The sequence below is a fragment of the Streptomyces sp. AK010 genome (assembly GCF_014207295.1).
Classification (GTDB): domain Bacteria; phylum Actinomycetota; class Actinomycetes; order Streptomycetales; family Streptomycetaceae; genus Streptomyces; species Streptomyces massasporeus.
Genome location: NZ_JACHCX010000002.1, coordinates 146,437 through 160,014, shown reverse-complemented (window position 1 = coordinate 160,014; position 13,578 = coordinate 146,437). Strand labels below are relative to the sequence as shown.

At 72.0% G+C, this 13,578-nt stretch carries 15 protein-coding genes and 1 pseudogene; 8 read left to right on the top strand and 8 right to left on the bottom strand.

All coding sequences use genetic code 11. The annotated features are described in order from the left end of the window. The first annotated feature begins 205 nt into the window (after window positions 1-205). Window positions 206-2,272 carry a UvrD-helicase domain-containing protein gene (locus HDC93_RS04000; RefSeq protein WP_185007229.1) on the top strand — a complete coding sequence of 689 codons (2,067 nt, stop codon included), beginning with the start codon at window positions 206-208 and terminating at the stop codon, window positions 2,270-2,272. 97 nt (window positions 2,273-2,369) lie between these two features. Here HDC93_RS04000 and HDC93_RS03995 read toward each other — a convergent pair whose 3' ends face one another. From HDC93_RS03995 to HDC93_RS03980, 4 genes are all read right to left on the bottom strand, one after another. Continuing rightward, complete coding sequence (locus HDC93_RS03995; protein WP_185007227.1) at window positions 2,370-3,110, bottom strand: SDR family NAD(P)-dependent oxidoreductase; 741 nt, start codon at window positions 3,108-3,110, stop codon at window positions 2,370-2,372. Between the two features lie 84 nt (window positions 3,111-3,194). Next, window positions 3,195-4,712: a BTAD domain-containing putative transcriptional regulator gene (locus HDC93_RS03990; protein ID WP_185007225.1), complete on the bottom strand. Its 1,518-nt coding sequence runs from the start codon at window positions 4,710-4,712 to the stop codon at window positions 3,195-3,197. A gap of 139 nt (window positions 4,713-4,851) precedes the next feature. Beyond that, window positions 4,852-5,544 carry a copper homeostasis protein CutC gene (locus HDC93_RS03985; protein WP_185007223.1) on the bottom strand — a complete coding sequence of 231 codons (693 nt, stop codon included), beginning with the start codon at window positions 5,542-5,544 and terminating at the stop codon, window positions 4,852-4,854. 123 nt (window positions 5,545-5,667) lie between these two features. Continuing rightward, on the bottom strand, window positions 5,668-6,348 hold the full coding sequence (locus HDC93_RS03980) for a maleylpyruvate isomerase family mycothiol-dependent enzyme (protein ID WP_185007221.1): 681 nt from the start codon (window positions 6,346-6,348) through the stop codon (window positions 5,668-5,670). 46 nt (window positions 6,349-6,394) lie between these two features. Between HDC93_RS03980 and HDC93_RS03975 the strand changes: the two genes are divergently transcribed. After that, entirely contained in the window at window positions 6,395-7,057 is a 663-nt protein-coding gene (locus tag HDC93_RS03975) for a hypothetical protein (protein ID WP_185007219.1), read from the top strand. A 34-nt stretch (window positions 7,058-7,091) separates the two neighbouring features. Beyond that, window positions 7,092-8,147, top strand: a complete 1,056-nt coding sequence (locus HDC93_RS03970; RefSeq protein WP_185007909.1) for a GNAT family N-acetyltransferase — start codon at window positions 7,092-7,094, stop codon at window positions 8,145-8,147. On the opposite strand, the gene HDC93_RS03965 is transcribed toward HDC93_RS03970, so the two are convergent. Then, entirely contained in the window at window positions 8,117-8,404 is a 288-nt protein-coding gene (locus HDC93_RS03965; protein ID WP_185007217.1) for a DUF4031 domain-containing protein, read from the bottom strand. The genes HDC93_RS03970 and HDC93_RS03965 overlap by 31 nt on opposite strands. Before the next feature lie 7 nt (window positions 8,405-8,411). After that, window positions 8,412-8,795, bottom strand: a complete 384-nt coding sequence (locus HDC93_RS03960) for a hypothetical protein (protein WP_031103587.1) — start codon at window positions 8,793-8,795, stop codon at window positions 8,412-8,414. Window positions 8,796-8,850: 55 nt separating this feature from the next. Between HDC93_RS03960 and HDC93_RS03955 the strand changes: the two genes are divergently transcribed. Together HDC93_RS03955 and murQ are read left to right on the top strand one after the other, a co-directional pair. Further along, window positions 8,851-9,786 (top strand): MurR/RpiR family transcriptional regulator, encoded by a 936-nt coding sequence (locus HDC93_RS03955; protein ID WP_185007215.1) that lies wholly within the window; start codon window positions 8,851-8,853, stop codon window positions 9,784-9,786. Window positions 9,787-9,832: 46 nt separating this feature from the next. Then, a complete protein-coding gene (gene murQ, locus HDC93_RS03950) occupies window positions 9,833-10,765 on the top strand; it encodes an N-acetylmuramic acid 6-phosphate etherase (protein ID WP_185007213.1) in 933 nt (310 codons plus the stop codon). A gap of 4 nt (window positions 10,766-10,769) precedes the next feature. Here the strand turns inward: murQ and HDC93_RS03945 are convergent, their stop codons facing one another. Together HDC93_RS03945 and HDC93_RS03940 are read right to left on the bottom strand one after the other, a co-directional pair. Continuing rightward, the gene (locus HDC93_RS03945; protein WP_260419398.1) at window positions 10,770-11,096 is read right to left on the bottom strand and encodes a hypothetical protein; all 327 of its coding nucleotides are present in this window, start codon (window positions 11,094-11,096) and stop codon (window positions 10,770-10,772) included. 74 nt (window positions 11,097-11,170) lie between these two features. Beyond that, window positions 11,171-11,362 (bottom strand): annotated as a pseudogene (locus HDC93_RS03940) (hypothetical protein); the annotation flags it as partial. Between the two features lie 113 nt (window positions 11,363-11,475). Here HDC93_RS03940 and HDC93_RS03935 point away from each other — a divergent pair. From HDC93_RS03935 to HDC93_RS03925, 3 genes are all read left to right on the top strand, one after another. Then, window positions 11,476-12,315: a helix-turn-helix transcriptional regulator gene (locus HDC93_RS03935; protein WP_185007209.1), complete on the top strand. Its 840-nt coding sequence runs from the start codon at window positions 11,476-11,478 to the stop codon at window positions 12,313-12,315. Further along, window positions 12,299-12,490 carry a DUF397 domain-containing protein gene (locus tag HDC93_RS03930; protein WP_185007207.1) on the top strand — a complete coding sequence of 64 codons (192 nt, stop codon included), beginning with the start codon at window positions 12,299-12,301 and terminating at the stop codon, window positions 12,488-12,490. Before HDC93_RS03935 ends, HDC93_RS03930 begins: the two co-directional genes overlap by 17 nt. A 251-nt stretch (window positions 12,491-12,741) precedes the next feature. Then, the gene (locus tag HDC93_RS03925; RefSeq protein WP_185007205.1) at window positions 12,742-13,554 is read left to right on the top strand and encodes a hypothetical protein; all 813 of its coding nucleotides are present in this window, start codon (window positions 12,742-12,744) and stop codon (window positions 13,552-13,554) included. Window positions 13,555-13,578 lie beyond the last annotated feature (24 nt).

Here is a 13,578-nt window from a genome sequence, read left to right as displayed (position 1 = left end):
GCGACCCGGTCCCCTCAGGGGGGAGGGCCCTGTCCCCTAGGGGATGAGGGAGCGAGGAGGGCCGAGAAAACCGTTCGCGGCCGGTGCCCCCGCTCCTCTAAGATCTCCGCTCTTGCCCGCCTCCCTAACGGAGTGCCGCCGACCGGACGGAAACCGGCCGGCATCTCACCGCCCACTCTCAGCAGGTCCCTCCGGAGGCACCCCCTTGTCCACGCCCGTCGACGATCCGCTCTCGCGTGAGCGCTCCCACCTCTCCGCGTCCCGTTCCGCCCTGCGTGCCATGCGCGAGGACGTCGAGGCCCTCGACATCACCGACGTCACCGCGAACTGGGTCAACGCCGAGGTGCTGGCCCGGCAGATCGAGGAGCGCGTCAAGGCGCTCGCGGACCTCAGCGACACCCCGCTGTTCTTCGGCCGGCTCGACTACCTGCACGCGCCGGGCGCCGAGCAGGCCGAGGGGGCGGACGGGGAGCGCCCGCAGCCGGAGGCTGCTTATCAGACACTGCACATCGGTCGCCGGCACGTGCACGACCACGACGGCGACCCCATGGTCATCGACTGGCGCGCTCCGGTCTCGCAGCCGTTCTACCGGGCCTCCAAGAAGGACCCGATGGACGTCGCGCTGCGCCGCCGCTTCGGCTACACCCGCGGCGACATCACGGCCTACGAGGACGAGCACCTGTCGGACCCGGCCGAGGCCTCCCGGACCAGCAAGCTGCTCCAGCAGGAGATCGAACGGCCGCGTGTCGGCCCGATGCGGGACATCGTCGCGACGATCCAGCCCGAGCAGGACGAGATCGTCCGCTCCGGCCTGTCCGGCACGGTGTGCGTGCAAGGGGGCCCCGGCACCGGGAAGACCGCCGTCGGCCTGCACCGGGTCGCCTACCTCCTCTACGCCCACCGCGAGCGGCTCGCCCGCACCGGCACGCTGGTCATCGGGCCGAACCGGTCCTTCCTGCACTACATCGAGCAAGTGCTGCCCGCGCTGGGTGAGCTGGCCGTGCAGCAGGCGACCGTCGACGATCTCGTCGCCCACGTCGAGATCAAGGGCACGGACGACGCGACGGCCGCCGTCGTCAAGGGCGACGCGCGGCTGGCGCGGGTGCTGCGCCGGGCCCTCTACGCGCACGTCACGATGCCCACCGAGCCGGTCGTGGTCGTGCGCGGCTCCCGCCGCTGGCGGATCCCGGCGTACGCACTGGAGGAGCTCGTCCGCGAGTTGCTCGACCGGGACATCCGCTACGGCGCCGCCCGCGAGGCCCTGCCGCAGCGCATCGCGCACGCCGTGCTGGTGCAGATGGAGCGGTCGGGTGAGGCGCCGGACGACCGGGTGCAGGACGCGGTGGCCCGCAACAGCGCGGTCAAGGCGGCGGTGAAGGCGGTCTGGCCGGCGGTCGACCCGGCGAAGCTGGTGCTGCGGCTGCTGTCGGACGCGGAGTTCCTCGCGGTCCACGCCGAGGGGATCCTCGACGAGGACGAGCAGAAGGCGATCCTCTGGGCGAAGCCGGCGCGCAGCGTGAAGTCGGCCGCGTGGTCGGCGGCGGACGCCGTGCTGATCGACGAGGCCACGGATCTGATCCAGCGCACGCACTCCCTCGGGCACGTGGTCCTCGACGAGGCGCAGGACCTCTCCCCCATGCAGTACCGGGCGGTCGGCCGCCGCTGCACCACCGGCAGCGCGACGGTCCTCGGCGACCTGGCGCAGGGCACAACGCCGTGGGCGACCCGGGGCTGGCAGGAGGCGCTGACGCACCTGGGCAAGCCGGAGGCGCTGGTGGAGGAGCTGACGGCCGGTTTCCGTGTTCCGACGGACGTCATCACCTACGCCTCCCGGCTGCTCCCGCACATCGCCCCGGGCCTCACCCCGGTGGTGTCGATCCGCGAGAACCCCGGCCACTTCGAGGTCCGGCCGGTCTCCGGCCCGAAGGACGTGGTCGAGGCGTGCCGCGAGCTGCTGCGCCACGAGGGCTCGACGGGCCTGATCGCGGCGGACACCCGCGTCCCGGAGCTGGCCGAGGCCCTCGGGCAGGCCGGGATCCCGTACCTCGGCCCCGGCGAGGAGACAACCGTGGACACCCGCCTGACCCTGGTCCCGGCGTCCCTCGCGAAGGGCCTGGAGTACGACTACGTGGTCCTGGACGAACCCCGGGCGGTGGTCGACGGCGAACCGGACGAACGCACAGGCCTGCGACGTCTGTATGTGGCGCTGACGCGAGCTGTGTCGGGCCTGATCGTCACCCACGCGGCCGGGCTGCCGTCGCAGTTGGCGTGAACCACCCTTCACCGAAGCGTCGGGCCTGGTCCACGGGCATCACCGGCGGTGATGCCCGTGGACGTCGCTCATCGGCGCCGGGCAGTCGGCTCCGCGCTCAGGTCGCGACCAGGCCGCCGTCGGCGGTGAGCACCGCGCCGGTGATGTAGCCGGCCCTGTCGGAGGCCAGGAACACCACGGCGTCGGCGATCTCCTCGGGCTCGCCGGCGCGGCCGAGCGGTGTGGACTGGCTGAACGCCTCGAACATCTCGCCCACCGTGTCGACGGCCGTGTCGGTCCGGATCGGGCCGGGCGCCACGGAGTTGACGCGCACGCCCGCCGCGCCGAACTCGACGGCCCACGACCGGGTCAGCGCGTCCATCGCGGCCTTGGAGGCGTTGTAGACGGAGCCGACGGGGGTGCCGATCTGCGCGGCGACCGAGGACACGTTGACGATCGCGCCCTTCTTCCTGGTCACCATGGCGGGCGCGAGCGCGGCCGTCAGGAAGTAGGACGCACGCACGTTGATGTCGAAGACCTGCTGGTAACTGTCCAGTGACTGCTCGGGGGTCGACGAGAACGGGAAGATGCCCGCGTTGTTCACCAGGATGTCCACCTCGCCGACCTCCTCGGCGAGCTTGCGGACGTCGTCGATGTTCGCGACGTCCGCGACGACGAAGTGGCCCGTCCCGCCCGCCTGCTCGATCAGCTCGACGGTCTCCTTGCCGAGCTCGGCCCTGCGCCCCGTCACGTAGACGGTGGCACCCGCCTCCGCGAGCTTGACCGCGATCGCGCGGCCGATACCCGAGGTGGCGCCGGTGACGAGTGCCTTCTTGTCCTGCAGTTCGTTGGTTGCCATGTCTGCAAACGTGGCGGTGCCAGATCGTCAATGCATAATTTCCGGATATACGGCCTGGTCAGGCCGCGCGGACACCGAAATGAATCAGGCGGTCAGGGCCGCTGTGCGCCGGCCGAAGTAGAGGCGCACGAAGTGCGGCAGCCGGTAGCGGCCGAGTACGAGCGGCTCGATCAGGTGCACGCCCGTGAGCGACTCCAGCACCATCTCGATCTCGCCGGCGTCGGCCCCGGACATCTCCGCGGCATGGTGGCTGTCGATCACCTCGGCATCCTGGCGCGCGAAGCACATGAGCATGTGCCGTTCCGTATCGCTCAGCTGCTCCTCGGCCGCGATCAACGGGGCGAACATCGCGGCGCAGTCGGAGGGGATCACGCCGTCGAGCTTGCTCTCCCGCTCCATTTGCAGCAGGACCATCCCGATCGTCCAGTGCGGGCGCGAGCTGAGCTTGCCGCCCATCACCCTGATCGGGCCCGGCAGCCGCGAGAGGCGTTCCAGCAGCACCTCGGCCTGCCCCGGTTCCGCGTCCGCGCGCACCGGGCCGAGGACCTTGCGGAAGAAGTCCCGTGCCTCCCGCTCGGCCAGACCGGCGGTCTTCAGCCAGGTCACCCCCGGCAGCTCGTTCAACCGGCGGACGCTCGTGAGAATCATCGCCGAGCCGGGCGTGGCGAGATCGCGTACGGCCGCCGCGTCCTGCACGTCGTCGACCACGACGAGGTAGCGCTTGCCGCGTGCCTTCTCCCGCCACAGTGCGGCTTTGTCGCCGGCGGGGTTCTCCACGCCGACCGCGCGCAACAGCTCGCCGGCGACGTCCCCGCCCCTGACGAAGAGCTGCCCGTCCGGGAAGCGGCCCTTGACGAGGTGGCCGATCCGGGTGGCCAGCGCGGTCTTGCCGCTGCCCCGCATACCGGTGATGCCCACGGTGCCCGGCAACGTCCGCAGAGCCTGCGCGATCTCCTCGGCACGGCCGGTGAAGTCGGTCAGATCCGGCAGCAGTTGCTCCGGTCTGCGCGGCGGGATGAGGTCGCCGTTGAGGATCCGCGCGTGGACCTCGCGCAGCTCCGGCCCTGGTTCGAGGCCGAGTTCCTCGTTGAGGAGTGCGCGCGCCCGGTGGAAGTGGTCGAGTGCTTCGCCCTGCCTGCCCTCCAGGTAGAGCGCGCGCATCAGCAGAGCGCGCGGGCGTTCCCTGAGCGGGAAGGCGGCGACGTGCTTCTGCAGCTCCAGCACGTCGGGTTCACGTTCGAGGCAGTCCTCCCGCGCCTTGAGCCGGTAGTCGCCGAGCCGCACCCGTTGCGCGTCGAAGTAGGCACTCCGGAGGCCTTCCAAGGGCTCTCCGCGGCAGTCGTCGACGATCTCCGCGCGGACCGTGTACCCCCCGTCCCTGGACGTCAGGTTCAGCTCCGGAAGGGTCTTGCGGATCTTGTACACGTACGTCCGCAACGCCATCACCGCGCTCGGCGTCGGGTTGTCCCAGACCATGTTGACCAACTGGTCGTTGCTCAGCCGGATGCCGTTGTTCAGCAGCAACGCCGCCAGCACCGCCCGCTGCTGGCGCGGCCCCAGTTCGATCTCCTCGTCGTCGTCCCAGGCTCGTACCGGACCCATCAGTGAGAAGCGCAAGCTCATGCAACGGCACAACGCCGGGGCACGTCCCCTGCTTCCCCGCAGGGAGTCCACGACCCGGTGGTGGCGGACACCACCGCACGCGGGGTCGCAGTCACCCCGGGGTGAGGGCCGGGGACGTTCACACGGCGTCCAGGGCGGCCCGCCACCGCGCGACGGCATCCGCCGACACCGGTGCCTGCCAGCCCTCCGGCCGAGCCGCCCCGCCGATGTGGAAGCCGTCGATCCCGGCCGTCAGCAGCGTCGGCACGTGATCGAGCCGGAGCCCGCCCCCCACCAGGAGATGCTGCTCGTACCCCGGCTGTCCCTGCCAGGCCGCCTCCGCGAGCAGCACGCAAAGCCCGTCGTCGACCCCGTCCGCCGACCCGGCCGTCAGATACGTGTCCAACCCCGGCATCCCGTCCAGCTGTTTGCGCAGGGCGTCCCGGTCCGCGGCCCGGTCGATGGCCCGGTGGAAGGTCCAGGGGCAACCGTCCAGGACGGCCACCACCCGCTCCACGGCCGCCAGATCGACCACACCCCCGGCATCGAGGAACCCCAGCACGAACTCCTGCGCCCCGGCCTCCCGCAGCTCACCGGCCACCCGCACGAGCCGGTCGACGTCCCCGGCCGCGAACCCGTCCGCCGGACGGATCATCACCCGCAGGGAGATGTCGACCGCCCGCCGGACCCCGGCGACGGTGGCGGCCGACGGAGTGAGCCCGTCGGCCGCCATGTCGCTGACCAGCTCGAGGCGGTCCGCGCCTCCCGCCTGGGCGGCGACCGCGTCCTCGACGCCGAGGGCGATCACCTCCAGGACTGCACGTTTGCTCATGGGGCCCCTTCGTCGGCACGGCGTCGGCGTACGGACGCCTGACGGTTGCGACAGGTCTAGTCCAATCAAGACTACGCTGCCCGCTCCCGCCGGATCCCAAGCCCCCGGGCCCCTTCGCCCGCGTCAGCCGAAGATGTCCAGCTCCTTCGCCTCCACCCCGGCCAGCTCGAACGCCGGGGCCCCGTCGACCGGCCGCCCCGTGTACAGCCGTACGAGCGTCGGCCCGTCCCCGATGAAGCGGCCCGGGGGCCGCTCCCCGCCGCTCTCCCCCAGCCGCAGCGGTTCGTCCAGGTCGTCGAGGTCGGCGTGCAGCGCCACATGCCCCCGCTCGCGGGTGATCCGCGCGAGCAGGGCGAGCGCGTCCGGCAGCCCGGCCCCGCCGTACGCCCCCGGCTCCCCGAGGGCCTCGCGCACGTCACCGGCGTGCACCCACTCCCCGAGGGCGAGAGCGTCCAGCTTCCCGCCGGCCCCGGCGATCACGGGCCCGGCCGCGCCCATGCCCCGCTCCAGCTCGTCGACGACCTGCGCGTCGCTCCAGCCGGCCCGCTCGGCGATGTCCCGGTCGTTGCACTCGGGCGAGAACACGCCCTCCTCGAACCTGCCCTCCACCGCCCGCGTCAGCGCGGCCGAGCAGTGCGCCAGCACGTCCCGCACCGTCCAGCCCGGACACGCGGCGACGGGCCGCGCGAAGTCCTCCCCGGCCCGGTCCCGCAGCAGCGGGATCAGCGCCTCACGCTCGATCGTCAGCAGCCGCCCGGGCTGCTCGGGGTCCCGTACGTCAGGAACATCAGCAGGAGTCGTCATGACCCCACGCTAGGTGCCCGACCCCGCCCAGCGGGAGAATGCCCCCATGTCCGACCTCGACTCCCTGCGCACCCGCTTCGCCCGCACCCTGGAAGCGGCCCGGGGCCCGGCCGGCGGCCCGGACCCGGCGCCGTACGCCGACGCCCTGCTCACCCGCTGGCAGGAGCCGCAGCGCCGCTACCACACGGTCGAGCACCTCACGGCGGTCCTGGACCGCGTCGACGAACTGGAGCGGTACGCGCGCGACCCGGACGTGGTCCGGCTGGCCGCCTGGTTCCATGACGCGGTCTACCTGCCCGACCGCTCCGAGAACGAGGAGCGCTCGGCCCGCCTCGCCGAACGCGCCCTCGCGGAAGCCGGTGTCCCGGACGCGAAGACCGCCGAGGTGGCCCGCCTGGTCCGCCTCACCGTCACCCACGACCCGGCCGACGACGACCCCGACGGCCAGGTCCTGTGCGACGCCGACCTGGCGATCCTCGCCTCACCCCCGTCGGCGTACGCCGCCTACACCACGGCCGTCCGCGAGGAGTACCACTTCGTCCCCAGCGACGCCTTCCGCGAGGGCCGCGCCGCGATCCTGCGTCAACTCCTGTACCTCTCAAGCCTGTTCAGAACGCCGCACGGCGCAGCGGAGTGGGAGGCCACGGCCCGCTACAACCTCGCAGCCGAGCTGGAAATGCTGTCGCCCCCACCCCACGACGCCTCGTAGCCTGCCCCCTGTGTGGACAACGGGTGCGGAACAGGTGGAGCAGGCCGTCGCCGAGTGCGTGGGGCTGTTGGGGGCGGTCGCCGAGCGGGACTGGGAAGGGGTGCGGGCCGGGCGGCTGGAGTGGGACTGCCGGCGGACGGCGGTGCACATCGCCGAGGACCTCATCGCGTACGCGGGGCAGCTGGCGGGGCGGGAGCAGGACCGGTACGCGCCGTTCGAGCTGTCGATGGAGGAGGACTCGGGCAACGCGGACGTGCTGCGGGTGATCGGCACGACGGGTGCCCTGCTCGCGGCCGCGATCCGTACCGCCCCGCGGCACGTACGGGCCTTCCATCCGTATCCGTTCCGCAGCGCGGACCGTGAGGGGTTCGCCGCGATGGGCGTGGTCGAGGTGCTGCTGCACACGCACGACATCGCCGAGGGGCTGGGCGTGCCGTACGAACCGGCGCCCGAGCTGTGCGACTTCGTGCTCGGCCGGATCTTCCCGCACGTCCGGCCCGGCCCCACCCCGTGGCCGACCCTGCTGTGGGCCACCGGCCGCGGGGAGCTGGCCGGCCGCGCCCCGCTCACCGAGTGGCGCTGGAACAACAACCTGGTGATCGACGCCGAGCGGCTCACCCTCCAGGGCGTCACCCCGGCCGCGGCCACCGATCTGTCCACGGTCGGCGACGGCGGCCACGAGTGGATCGAGGGCGGCCCGATCGAGGGCACCCGGGTCGGCGCCGGGCTGGTGTACAAGCAGTACGAGGACGGGGTCCACCGCCCGGAGTGGGGCATGTACGTGCTGGTCCGGCGCGAGGACGAGCACGCGATCGGCGCCATGGGCTTCCACGGCGTCCCGGACGAGGCGGGCCGGGTCGAGGTCGGTTACGACCTGGTCGACGGCGCCCGTGGCCACGGCTACGCCACCGAGGCGCTGCGCGCGCTGTCGTCCTGGGCGCTGGGCCGGCCGGAGGTGCGGACCGTGGTCGCGAACGTCGAGCGGGACAACCTGCCCTCGCAGAACGTGCTCGCGCGGGCCGGTTTCACCCAGGTCGCCGAGGACCCCGAGCACCTGACCTACGAGCTGCGCGAACCCGGCGACGGATAGCGCCCCTTGGGCCGCCGCAGCCCCGCCGCGTACAGCAGCCGCACCACCTCGCGGCTGCTGACCTCCACGGCCCCGGCCCGCACCGCGTCGGCGTACCGCGGGTCGGGGATGTCGTAGTGGTCGCGTTCGAAGGCCCGGCGGGGGACGCCGAGGCCGGCGGCGAAGGTGTGCAGTTCCTCGTAGGAGACGTCGCTGACGAGGTGGGACCACAGGCGGCCGTGGCCGGGCCAGGTCGGCGGGTCGATGTAGATCGTCACACGGGCCTCACGAGGACGCCGGCCCGCCGATGGCCTCGCCCAGCGATCCCACGGCGGCGACCTTCACGCCCGCCTCGCTGCACACCCAGTGCGGGTCGGGCCCCAACTCCGGCTCCACATCGAGGGCGTGCGGCTCGCCCGCGCCGCACACCGGGCACAGCGGCCAGCGGCCGTACCGCTCCAGCAGGGAGTCCTGCACGTCCTGCGCGACCAGGCCGGCCACGTACCGGGCGCCCTCGGGCCACTGCTCGACCCACCATCGCCGCTGCTTGACGGACTCCTCGACCAGGGAGACGACATCCGCGTCGGCGACGCGGCCCGCGACGAGGTCGGCCAGCACGAGGGCGCGCGCGGCGTGCAGCGCCTGCTCCAGGGGGCTGATGGGATCCATGCACCCATTGTGCGCACTCTTGACCCCACCGCCGCCCCGAAAATATCTTTCAATCGTGACCCGAGACGTGAAGGAAATTTTCGCCCGCGAGCGTGGCGGTCCTTCGGGCGCGAGCGGCGCCCCGCCCGCCCCGGCCGCCCTCGCGGCCAAGGTCCGCACCCTGGGCCCGTCGATGACGCGTTCCATGCAGCGCGTCGCCGAGGCCGTCGCGGGCGACCCGGCCGGCTGCGCGGCCCTCACGGTCACCGGCCTCGCCGAACTCACCGGCACCAGCGAGGCGACCGTCGTACGCACCGCCCGCCTGCTGGGCTATCCGGGTTACCGGGACCTGCGCCTGGCCCTCGCCGGCCTCGCCGCGCAGCAGCAGTCGGGCCGCGCCCCCGCGATCACCACGGACATCGCGGTGGACGACCCGATCGCCGACGTGGTCGCCAAGCTCGCCTACGACGAGCAGCAGACCCTCGCCGACACCGCCGCCGGCCTCGACACCGTCCAACTGGGCGCGGCCGTCACCGCCCTGACCGCGGCCCGCCGCACCGATGTGTACGGCGTCGGGGCGTCCGGCCTGGTCGCCCAGGACCTCACGCAGAAGCTGCTGCGCATAGGGATGCTCGCGCATGCCCACAGCGACCCGCACCTCGCCGTCACCAACGCCGTGCAGCTGCGCGCGGGCGACGTCGCGATCGCCATCACGCACTCCGGGTCGACCGGGGACGTCATCGAGCCCCTGCGGGTCGCCTTCGAGCGCGGGGCGACGACGGTGGCGATCACCGGCCGCCCGAACGGCCCGGTCACGCAGTACGCCGATCACGTCCTCACCACGTCCACCGCACGCGAGAGCGAGCTGCGTCCGGCGGCCATGTCGTCCCGGACCGGCCAGCTTCTCGTGGTGGACTGCCTGTTCGTGGGGGTGGCGCAGCGGACGTACGAGAAGGCGGCGCCCGCGCTGTCGGCGTCGTACGAGGCGCTGGCCCACCGGCACCGCTCCTGAGGCAGCCGCCCCGCCCAGCACCGGAAAGACACGGAAAGAGCCGTTCATGACCTCCACCTCCCACCTCCGTGACCTCAGGACCGAGCTGGCGTCCCTGACCACCGAGGCCTTCCGGCCGGAGCTCGCGGACATCGACCGGCTGCCCACCCTCGACATCGCCCGGCTGATGAACGGCGAGGACGCCACCGTGGCCGGGGCGGTCGCGGCCCGGCTGCCGCAGATCGCCGCCGCGATCGACGCCGTCGCCGAGCGGATGACCCGGGGCGGGCGTCTGGTCTACGCGGGCGCGGGCACGGCGGGCCGGCTGGGCATCCTGGACGCCTCCGAGTGCCCGCCCACGTTCAACACCGACCCCTCCCGGGTCGTCGGCCTGATCGCGGGCGGCCCGGACGCCGTGGTCACCTCGGTCGAGGGCGCGGAGGACTCCCGGGACCTGGCGAGGGCCGACCTGGACGCCCTCGCCCCGGCCCCCGACGACACGGTGGTCGGCATCTCCGCCTCCGGCCGCACGCCGTACGCCATCGGCGCGGTCGAGTACGCCCGGGCCCGCGGCTGCCTCACCATCGGCCTCGCCTGCAACCCCGGCAGCCCGCTCGCGGCCGCCGCCGACCACGGCATCGAGATCGTCGTGGGCCCCGAACTGCTCACCGGCTCCACCCGCCTGAAGTCCGGAACGGCGCAGAAGCTCGTCCTCAACATGCTCTCGACCATCACGATGATCCGGCTGGGCAAGACCTACGGAAACCTGATGGTCGACGTCCGCGCCTCCAACGACAAGCTCCGCGCCCGCTCCCACCGCATCGTCGCCCTCGCCACCGGCGCCGGGGACAAGGAGATCGAGGAGGCCCTGACCGCCACGGACGGCGAGGTCAAGAACGCCATCCTGACGATCCTGGCCGACGTGGACGGCCCGACGGCCGCCCGACTGCTGGAGGAGTCGGGCGGGCACCTGCGGGCGGCCCTGGCGGCGAGCGGCTGAGCCGTCACGCCCCCACGACCACCCGCTGCTCCTCCGCGAGCCGCTCGGCCTGCTCCACCGTCGCCTTGTCCGCCAGGGCGTTGACCGCCGTACTGAAGCGCTCCATGAAGGTGGGGCGGTCCGGGCCGAGGACGTACTCCTTGAGGACCCGGCGCTCGGATGCCATCGGGTCGCGGCCCGGGGCGCGCACCGAGTCGAGGATCTCCGGCAGCCGGGTGCAGGCCCGGTCGAGGAGGTAGGCGCCCCCGGCGGTGGTGTACGCCGCCCGGAACTCGGCGTCGGGCAGGTCGCTGGCGTTGGTCAGGACGTACGGCTGGGCGAATGTTTGCACATCTACCGCCGGCTATTACTTCACCGTGACCTCATCTCCCGGTTGACCTGCCGCACGCGCGCCCGCAGCGCCTCCCCCACGGGCAGCGAGCGCAGTACGTCGGTGAGGTGCTCCGCCGTCCGTACGTTGCACCGCCCCAGATCGACCAGCGCGTACGGCTCGTCGCTCGCGCCGGTCACCGGGTCGACGCCCAGCGACGGCAGCACGACCCCGACTCCGGCGAGGGCGTCCCGCAGCGATTGCACGATCTCTTCGGTCGAACGCACTGTTCCTACCTCCACGCTGAGTTTGCGATTCACCACACAGCGTGGCCGTCACGTCCCTAACCTGGCCAGACACGGCGGTCCAACAACCCGATCCGTACGACAGGGAGTTGCCCATGCCCGGTTCCAGGGACCTCGACCCGTCCTCTTCCCCCAGGGCTCTCCTGGGCGCCGAGCTGCGCCATGCCCGCGAGAAGGTCGGCCTCAGCCAGGAGGAACTGGGGCAGCGGTTGTTCGTGAGCGGGTCGTTCATCGGGCAGTTGGAGGCGGGGACGCGGAGGTTGCAGCGGGAGTATGCGCGGCTGTTGGACGAGGTGTTGGGGACGGAGGATTTCTTCCAGCGGAACTGTGCGGCGGCGGCGAAGTCGAAGTATCGCGAACACTTCGCGGAAGCAGCAGAGGTGGAGACGCAAGCCGCGGCCATCAGGGAGTACACATCGATGCTGATTCCCGGGCTGCTCCAGACACCCGCCTACGCACGAGCCGTCAGCCGCGCTTACCAGCCCTCAGCGGCAGAAGAGGCCATCGAGGCGCTGGTGACAGGCCGGATGGAGCGGGCGCGGATCCTCCACGATCCAACAAAGCCTCTGTTGTGGACGGCTATTGACGAAGCCGCACTTCGCCGCGCGACGGGCGGGCCGGAGGTGATGGCGGGGGCGCTACGCCACCTCATCGGCCTGATCCGCCGGAACCGTGTCATCGTGCAGGTGCTGCCGTTCGACGCAGGGGCTCACCCGGGGATGCAGGGGTGCGTCAGGCTGATGGACTTCGACGACGCCCCTCCGCTCGCCTACCTGGAAGGGGTCGACACCGGACAGCTGGAGGACGACCCCGCCACCGTCGCGCGCTACAGGCTCTACTTCGAGCTCCTCACGGCTTCGGCGCTCTCGCCTGAGAAGTCTCTGGCCCTCCTCGAGGCGATGACGCAGGATTACGACCATGAGGAACACGCCTGAGTGGTACAAGTCCAGTTACAGCGGCGGCACCGGCGACAACTGCCTGGAAGTCACCCAGGCATTCCCTGATGTCATCCCCGTCCGCGACTCCAAGACCCCCCACGGCCCGAAGCTCGTGTTCCGGGCCACCGCCTGGTCCGCTTTCGTCGAGAACCTCAAGGACGAGACGGCCTGAGCTTCGGGATCCGAGCTTCGAGCTCTCTTTTCAAGGATTGGGTGGAGGGCCTCAACCCACCCTCCCACCCGGCAAGTTGACGCGACGCGTCCGGCTTGCCACGGACAGTCACATACCTCTAACGTTCCTGGACAAGCAACAGCCCCCGCCCGGTGCTACCAACACCTGCGGGGGCTTAACCATCGAGATCGAAACCAGGCGATCCCATGGCTGACGCCAACTTTAGTACTGCCATCCCGTCCGCGCACCCCATGGCGGGGCCGGGCTACGGCAAACGCACCACCCCCGGCCAACCCCCCGGCACGAACCACGACTTCGCCCATCTCCCACCCCGCGAAGCCGCCATCGCCGCCTACCTCGACCGGCTCCCCGACGGCGCCGACATCTCCGTAAAGACGCTGGCCAAGCAACTGCCCTACGGACAGTGCGCCCTCGGTACCGCCCTCAACCGCATCCAGCTGGCAGGGCATCTGCGCCGAGGCCGGGAGTGTGTGACGGCCGACGACGGCAGTTCCCGCTGGATCACCCGATCGTGGTGGTCCCGCACCGCCCGGGATGACGACTGGTGGACCGCCTTCACCCGCGGCGACGCACCCCGGCCGCAGGCGGCACGCCCCACCCGCTCCCGCGCCCACATCCTCCTGGCCGCCCTCGGCCGCACGGCACCCGTCCTCTCCCTCTCCGAGGCCGACTGCGCGACCCTCGCCCCACTCGTGACGCAGTGGTTCGCACGGGGCGCCTCGGAGGACGACGTACTGCGCGCCCTCGCAGCCGGCCTGCCGACGCCCGTCCACCACGCCGCAGCCCTGGTCCGAAACCGCCTGACCAGCAAACTTCCACCACCTCCACCCCCTCCACGCCCACCCCTACGGATCCTGGAGTGCGCGAACTGCGGCGCCCCGGGACGTCCGGAAACCCTGCCAGGGGGGCGTTGCAGCGCCTGCCGGGGCGAACGCGCACCCGCGCAACCCGCTGCACCCCTTTCCACCCCCACAGTCCACGACCACGCGGCCCAGATCCGCGCCGCGATGTCCCAACGACGACAAGAGAAGGCACACACATGACGGCTCCTGCGGTGCGACGCCACT